Raw genomic sequence first — 3,608 nt, forward strand, 5'->3', positions numbered from 1 at the left:
CGGGGGTACGGCGGGCAGGGCGGCCAGTGCGGCCCCGGCGGCCGCCACGACGCCCAGCGCCAGCCGGCGGTGAGCGCGATGGTGGGCACCGCCGCGCCGGCCAGCAGGGTGGAGACCGGAATGGCCGCCTGCTTCACCCCGAAGGACAGGCCCTGCCGCCGGGCCGGCACGTGCCGGGCCAGCGCCGCGTTGCTGGCGAGCTGCCCGAGCGCGTTCGCCGCGGCACTCAGCCCGAGCAGGGCCACCAGCACCGGGTACGACCGGGCCAGCACCGCGATGGCGAACAGGCAGCCGGCGGCGAGCAGGATGCCGGCCCGGGCCACCACCGCCGGGCCGTACCGCTCGACCAGCCGGCCGGACGGCACCGAGGCCAGCGCGCTGATGCCGAAGTAGACCGAGACCGCCAAACCGAGACCGGCGGGGGAGAAGCCGAGATCGTCACCCATCTGCACGGCCAGGCCGCCGACGAGGAACACCGGCAGGACCGAGGCGACGGTGGTGGCGATGGCGCCGGCGCCGGCCCGCAGCGGGGGTACGGCCGGCGGGCGGGGCGACGGAGTGAGCGCGGTGTCGGTCATGGTCTGGCCAACCTACGTGAGCCCAGCTCACGGCACCCCGGCGTGTCGTAGCGATACACGCCACGTGCGCTCTGATCTGGAATCCTCGACCCGAACGGGCGTTCCGTCCCCGGGCGGTTTTTCATATGGTGTAACTCCCCGGCTGCGGAGGTGGTTGTGCGCGACCCCCTGGCGGAGCCTTCGGATCTCATCCGGAGCGTCTCCCGCGCGCTACGCGTGCTCGAGTCGGTCGGTCGCGCCCCCAAGGGGCTGACCGTCAAACAGATCGCCCGGCGGTGCGAGCTGACCGTCGCGACGACCTACCACCTGGTCCGCACCCTCGCCTACGAGGGCTACGTGATCCGGCGGGAGGACGGCACCTACATCGTGGGGCTGGAGGTCGCCGACCGGTACCGGGAGCTGGTGACCGCGTTCCGGGGGCCGCCGGCGGTCGGGGAGACACTGCGCCGGGCCGCCGCCGATACCGGCTGGAGCCACTACCTGGGCCGCTTCGTCGGTGGGCAGGTGGCGGTCACGGCGGTCGCCGAGGGGCCGCGCTCGCCGTACCTGGAGGACCTGGTCCCCGGCTTCGACGAGGGGGCGCACGCCACCGCGCTCGGCAAGTGCCTGCTGGCCACCCTCACCGCCGAGCAGCGCTTTCGCTACCTGCGCGAGTACGGCATGCGCCCGTTCACCACGGCCACCCTGACCACCGTCGAGGCGTTCGAGGCGGACCTGGCCGCCGGAGACCGGCGCGGCATGCAGCTGGAGCTGGGGCAGTTCCGGCAGGGGGTGGCCTGCGCGGCGGTGCTGGTCACTCCGGACAAGGACATGGAACGCCGGGTCGTGCTGGCCTGCGCCCTGCCGCCAGCGAGATGATGACCTCGGCCCGGGTGGTCCGGGCCAAGCTGCTCACCGTCGCCCGCGCCGTCGCCGACGGCATCGCCGCCGACACCTGACCTCTCGCGCCGCCTCACCCCCGCCGCCGCCCGCCGCCGCCCGCGCCGCCGTTTGCGTCGTGTCGCGGTGACGGCTGGCCGGGACAGCGCGACACGCCGCAAAGCGTGCCGGGCGGCGAGCGGCCGGGCCGGGTGGGACGTCAGAAGGGCCCCGTCCCAGGCGGGGAGTGGGGCCCTTCGACCGATGGCCCAGGCCGGGCCACCGAGGGGGACGTCAGCTGCCGATCGGGCCGCCGTCCAGCCGCCAGGCGACCACCACGCCCGGCTTGGCGTAGTCGCCGTCCGGCCAGGTGGACGCCGGCTTCTTCACGGAGGCGCCGGTGATCTCACCGGGGTGCTGCACGGCCACGAAGACCGAGCGGTTGTCGCCGGTGATGAACGGGCCGCAGGTCTCGGCGCCGACCGGCACGGTGAGGAACTGCTTGAGGTGCCCCCGCTCCGGACCCTCGACCGCGGTGGCGAAGAGGCCGTCGTTCCTGCCCAGCGCGTTGCCGTCGGTGGAGATCCAGAGGTTGCCGGCGGCGTCGAAGGCGACGTTGTCCGGGCAGGAGATCGGCGAGACCCTGGTCTTGTCGTACCCGGCGAAGTAGGTCGACGGGTCGGTCGGGTCGCCGGCGACGATCGGCAGCGACCAGGCGAAGCTCTCCGCCGTGTGGTCGCCCCGGTCCTCGACCAGCTCCAGGATCTGGCCGTGCTTGTTGAGGTTGCGCGGGTTGACCTCGTCGGCCGGCGCCTTGCCGGGCTTGCCCCGGTCGGTGTTGTTGGTCAGCGCCACGTACACCTTGCCGGTGAGCAGGCTCGGCTCGACGTCCTCCGGCCGGTCCATCTTGGTCGCGCCGACCTTGTCCCCGGCGAGCCGGGTGAAGGTGAGCACGTCCGCGGCGGTCATCCCGTCGACGTACGAGCGGTTGCCGCTGACCAGCTTGATCCACCGGCCCCGGCCGTCGAACGCGCCGTCGGCCGGCAGCCTGCCCGAGCCGTCGATCTCGGCGGCGCTGGTCTGCTCGAACTGCGCCACGTAGAGCGTGCCGGACTCCAGCAGGGTCAGGTTGTGCTTGCGGGCCACCCACGAGTCGCCCGGCAGGAACTTCTTGTCGGAGACGAACTTGTAGAGGTAGTCGAAGCGCTCGTCGTCGCCCATGTACGCGACCACGTGCCCGCTCTTCGCCACGATGACGTTGGCGCCCTCGTGCTTGAACCGGCCGAGCGCGGTGTGCTTGCGCGGGCGGCTCTCCGGGTCGAACGGGTCGATCTCCACGATCCACCCGAAGCGGTGCGCCTCGTTCGGGTGCTTCGCCAGGTCGAAGCGCTCGTCGGCCCGCTCCCACTTGCGGCTGCCGCTGGGGTGGCGGGCGGTGGTGGTGATGCCGTAGCGGGCCAGCTTCGGCTTCAGCTCCTCCGGGGCGGCGTCCGCACCGACGAAGTACTGGTTGAAGTTCTCCTCGCCGGAGAGCACCGTGCCCCACGGGGTGACCCCGCCGGCGCAGTTGTTCAGCGTGCCGACGACCGTACGACCCTTCGGGTCGGCGGCGGTGCGCAGCCAGGCCGAGCCGGCGGCCGGGCCGGTCAGCTCGAACTTCGTGCCCAGCGCGGTGACCCGCCGGTTGTACGGCCGGCGGCCGCCCGCGACCGGACGCCACCGCCCGGTGCCGTCGACCCGCTCCAGCTCCACCACGGACATGCCGTGCGCGGCCATCGCGGTGCGCAGCTGCTCCACGGTCAGCGCGTCCAGGCCGGTGAAGCCGGGGAACATCAGGTCCTCGTTGGTGTACTCGTGGTTGACCACGAGCAGCGCCCGCCGGCCCCGCCGGTCCAGCGGCAGCACGCCGACGAAGTCGTTGTTGTAGCCGAACTGCTTCGACTGCGCGGCGACGTTCTGCCCGTGCAGGTCGAACTCGGGGGCGCCGGGGACCACCGGGTCGCCCCAGCGGATGACCACCGCGTGGTCGTACCCGTTGGGGACGACCAGGGTGTCGAGCTGGTTCGGCGGGATCGGCGTGAAGGTCAGCGCGCCGGTGGACGGCTGCGGGCTGCCGAAGTCGGTCACCTCGGGGACGACCGGCGTGCCGGGGGCGGCGGCGGCCGGGGCGGC

The 3,608-nt window shown here is 73.3% G+C and carries 1 protein-coding gene and 2 pseudogenes; 1 reads left to right on the forward strand and 2 read right to left on the reverse strand.

All coding sequences use genetic code 11. The features are described 5' to 3' along the window. A pseudogene (locus tag JNW89_RS31045) lies at positions 1–578 on the reverse strand (MFS transporter); the annotation flags it as partial. 156 nt (positions 579–734) lie between these two features. Here JNW89_RS31045 and JNW89_RS31050 point away from each other — a divergent pair. After that, positions 735–1,516, forward strand: a pseudogene (locus tag JNW89_RS31050) (IclR family transcriptional regulator). A gap of 214 nt (positions 1,517–1,730) precedes the next feature. On the opposite strand, the gene JNW89_RS31055 reads toward JNW89_RS31050, so the two are convergent. Beyond that, on the reverse strand, positions 1,731–3,608 hold a 1,878-nt coding region (locus JNW89_RS31055), incomplete at its 5' end, for a PhoX family phosphatase (RefSeq protein ID WP_238451782.1).

The organism is Micromonospora sp. 4G55 (assembly GCF_016803375.1).